Raw genomic sequence first — 3298 nt, 5'->3', positions numbered from 1 at the left:
AGCCGCGCTCTTCAAATTCATATTTATCCCGCAGCAACTCATAAGTATAGAAGCTAACTTGAATGCGACCTGGTACGCCGTGAGATTCCATGCGGCTGGCTGTATTCACGGCATTTCCCCACAAATCGTAAATGAATTTTTTAGTGCCGATTACCCCTGCTACCACCGGGCCGCTATTAATCCCGATGCGGAGGTCAAAAGTCGCCTCTAGCTTTACATTTAACTTCTCAATTGCTACTAGCATATCCAGCGCCATTTCGGCGCTCGCTTCTGCGTGGTCTGGGCGTACAATGGGAATACCGCCTGCTACCATGTAAGCGTCCCCGATCGTCTTGATTTTTTCTAAGCCGTGCTTCTCAGTCAGTTCGTCAAAACTAGAGAAAATTTCATTCAGCAAGTATACTAATTTAGTTGCAGACATAGTGGTAGAAATTTGGGTGAAATTCACCAAGTCAGCAAAAAGAATTGTTGCTTTTTCAAACTTGTCTGCAATTACCCCCGGTTCGTCCTTCAACCTGTCGGCTATCGGTTCTGGCAAAAGATTTAGCAGTAAAATTTCAGTTTTGTTCCGTTCTTTCCTGAGTTCCGATTCTATTTTCTTACGCTTGGTGATGTCGTGAAAAAACACCGAAATGCCGTCGCGACCCGGAAAAGCCCGGACTTCCCACCACACTTTTAAGGGATAATAATATTTTTCAAAACTCACTCCAACTTGTTTCGCTACAGCTTTATGGTACTGATCGTAAAATACGGAATTTACTAAGTCGGGAAACTCTTCCCAAAAATTTTTACCAAAAAGTTCCTCCGGCAAGCGCTGCAAATATTGCGCTGCTTTGTAATTGACATAACTAAATCGCCACTGGGTGTCTAAAGCAAAAAAAGCATCGCTCATTCCTTCTAAAAAATTGACAATTTGCTCGTCACTTGAACGGAGCTTTGCTTCTACTTGTTTGTTCTTGATCAGTGCGCGCTTTAATTTAGTCAGATTTATTCGCAACTCCATTTGGTTGATAATTTGCCTTCCTAAAGTCTGCAGCGCTTCTAGCTGTTCTGGAGTAAGATTACGAGGAACTGTATCTATCGCGCACAAAGTGCCGATCGGGAAACCGTCAGGAGTTACTAGCGGGGTTCCAGCATAAAACCGAATATTTGGATCGGAAGTTACTAGCGGATTGCCCGCAAAGCGATCGTCTTCTAGAGCATTGGGTACAACTAGCAATTCGTTGGGATTTAAAATAGCGTGGGCGCAAAAAGCTGACTCTCTCGGAATTTCCCGCGCTTCCAGACCGACTTTTGATTTAAACCACTGTCGGTTAGAATCTACTAAGCTTACTAAAGCAATAGGAGTTCCGCAAATATAAGAAGCTAAAGCTGTTAGGTCATCAAATGCTTCTTCGGCCTCTGTATCGAGAACATTGTAGCGGTAAAGTGCTTTTAGCCTCTCTTCTTCATTGCTCGGAAAAGGTGCAGCTTGCATCGGCGGCGGCGAGGATACAGGCTTGCGAACAATGCGTGGAAGTATCAGTGCTACAAATTTTTTGACTTGCGAAACCAGTTTTTTAACTAATATCAAAAGACCTGTTTGCCAACCTTTCTTCATATTATTATTTTTTTCTCACACTTGATTGAACGGCGGCGCTCTTTGTAATTCCATAGATACTTATGCACTTACCGCAACTAACTCCTCAATCTCCAGAGCTTTTGTTGGCAATTTCCCTGTTAATACTTCTCTACCCTCTTCCCTAACAAGTATATCATCTTCTATGCGTATTCCCCGGACATCGGCGAATTTTTCCAACTCATCCCACTTAACAAAATTTTTATATTTGGCGCGATTTTCAGAATTATTCAAAATTGCCGGAACTTGATAAAATCCCGGTTCGATCGATACCAGCATTCCCGGACGCAAAACTCGATTCAGCCGCAAAAAACCCAACCCAAACCGACTGCTTCTCGTTCTCCCTGCTTGATAGCCAGCCAAATCTCCTAAATCTTCCATATCGTGAACATCCAAACCGATTAAATGTCCGATTCCGTGCACAAAAAACAGCGCGTGAGCGTCCATTTCTACCAAATCGTCAACATCGCCCCGCAAGATACCTAAATCGACCAATCCTGCCGCCATAACTCGAGCAGCTAACAGGTGAATGTCTTGATATTCCACCCCCGAACTAATGCAATCAATACAAGCATCGTGCGCTGCCAAAACCACATCATAAATCGCTCTTTGAGTCGGAGAAAACTTGCCAGAAACCGGCCAAGTGCGAGTCACATCAGCCGCCCATCCCGTTGATGTTTCTGCACCGACATCTGCTAACAGCAAATCTCCTGTTTGTAGGGGATTGTGATAATGTTCACTGTGCAGGACTTCCCCGTGGACAGTCACGATACTGGGATAGGCATAGGTCATATTTTCCGAGATGATGACACTTTCCATTGCAGCGCGCACCCCTGCTTCAATTTGAGCTTTTCCAGTTGCCGCCATTCCCGCTTTGTGAGCTTCTATGGTGACAGCCACAGCTTGACGCAATTCGGCCAAACTGACTGCATCGTGGCTCAGGCGCAGAGATATGATTGCCTTGGTTAATTCTAGGTCAATTCCCGTTGGCGACTTGGGCGGTGTCAGAGGGCGATCGAGAATTTGAGACTGTTGCAACTGAGTCAAAGAATCCTGAACGGCGATAGTTGCTGCATTTGTTGTTAGCGATTTCAATTGGGCCATTGGGAAAGCAGCATCAGCCCCAATTAATTCGGCAATTTCAGCTCTTTTCGGCATTTCTCCGTGCCAAAGAGTGCTGCTAGCAGGCGCATCATCTAAAAACAGTTCTAATTTGCCCGCTTCTAAGCGAATGGCAGCATTTTCTAAGGGCAAACCAGCAAAATATAAAAAATGACTGCTGGCGCGAAAAGGAAAAGCCACAGCCGGATAGTTGCGAGGAATCCTGCTGCCAGACCAGAGAATTGTCGGAAAATTAATTAAAGTGGCCAGTTTTTGTCGCCGTTGGTGTAGAATATTTGCTAAAAAATTATCACTTTTTGTAATTTTCATGGGTAAAAACCGATTATCTTGAGTTTGGTTGGCAGTAATACCAATTTAATGTGAAGTTGCACATATCTCGATCCCCCTAAATCCCCCTTAATAAGGGGGACTTTGATGGGAATCTTGTCCCCCCCTTATTAAGGGGGGCTAGGGGGGATCGGATTCTATGCAGCCTCCTAAAACATTGGTATTAGGCACTGAGGGTTGGTAAAACCCGCCCCCACAAGTTATTCGTTAGAATCTTTAAGGGCGATCGCA

Annotated in this window: 2 protein-coding genes; both read right to left on the bottom strand. The window is 44.7% G+C overall.

Annotated features, from left to right (window positions below; translation table 11 throughout):
• A partial coding sequence (locus tag ACUVJL_RS11430; RefSeq protein ID WP_445245954.1) for an adenylate/guanylate cyclase domain-containing protein occupies positions 1-1600 on the bottom strand: 1600 nt, incomplete at its 3' end.
• A 60-nt stretch (positions 1601-1660) separates the two neighbouring features.
• Positions 1661-3049 (bottom strand): aminopeptidase P family protein, encoded by a 1389-nt coding sequence (locus tag ACUVJL_RS11425; protein ID WP_445245953.1) that lies wholly within the window; start codon positions 3047-3049, stop codon positions 1661-1663.
• Positions 3050-3298: the final 249 nt, after the last annotated feature.

The sequence above is a fragment of the Microcoleus sp. OTE_8_concoct_300 genome (genome assembly GCF_031383065.1).
In the GTDB taxonomy this organism is placed as follows: Bacteria; Cyanobacteriota; Cyanobacteriia; order Cyanobacteriales; family Microcoleaceae; genus Microcoleus.
Note: the sequence above shows the minus strand (reverse complement) of the source record. Positions and strands in the feature narration are given on the sequence as shown.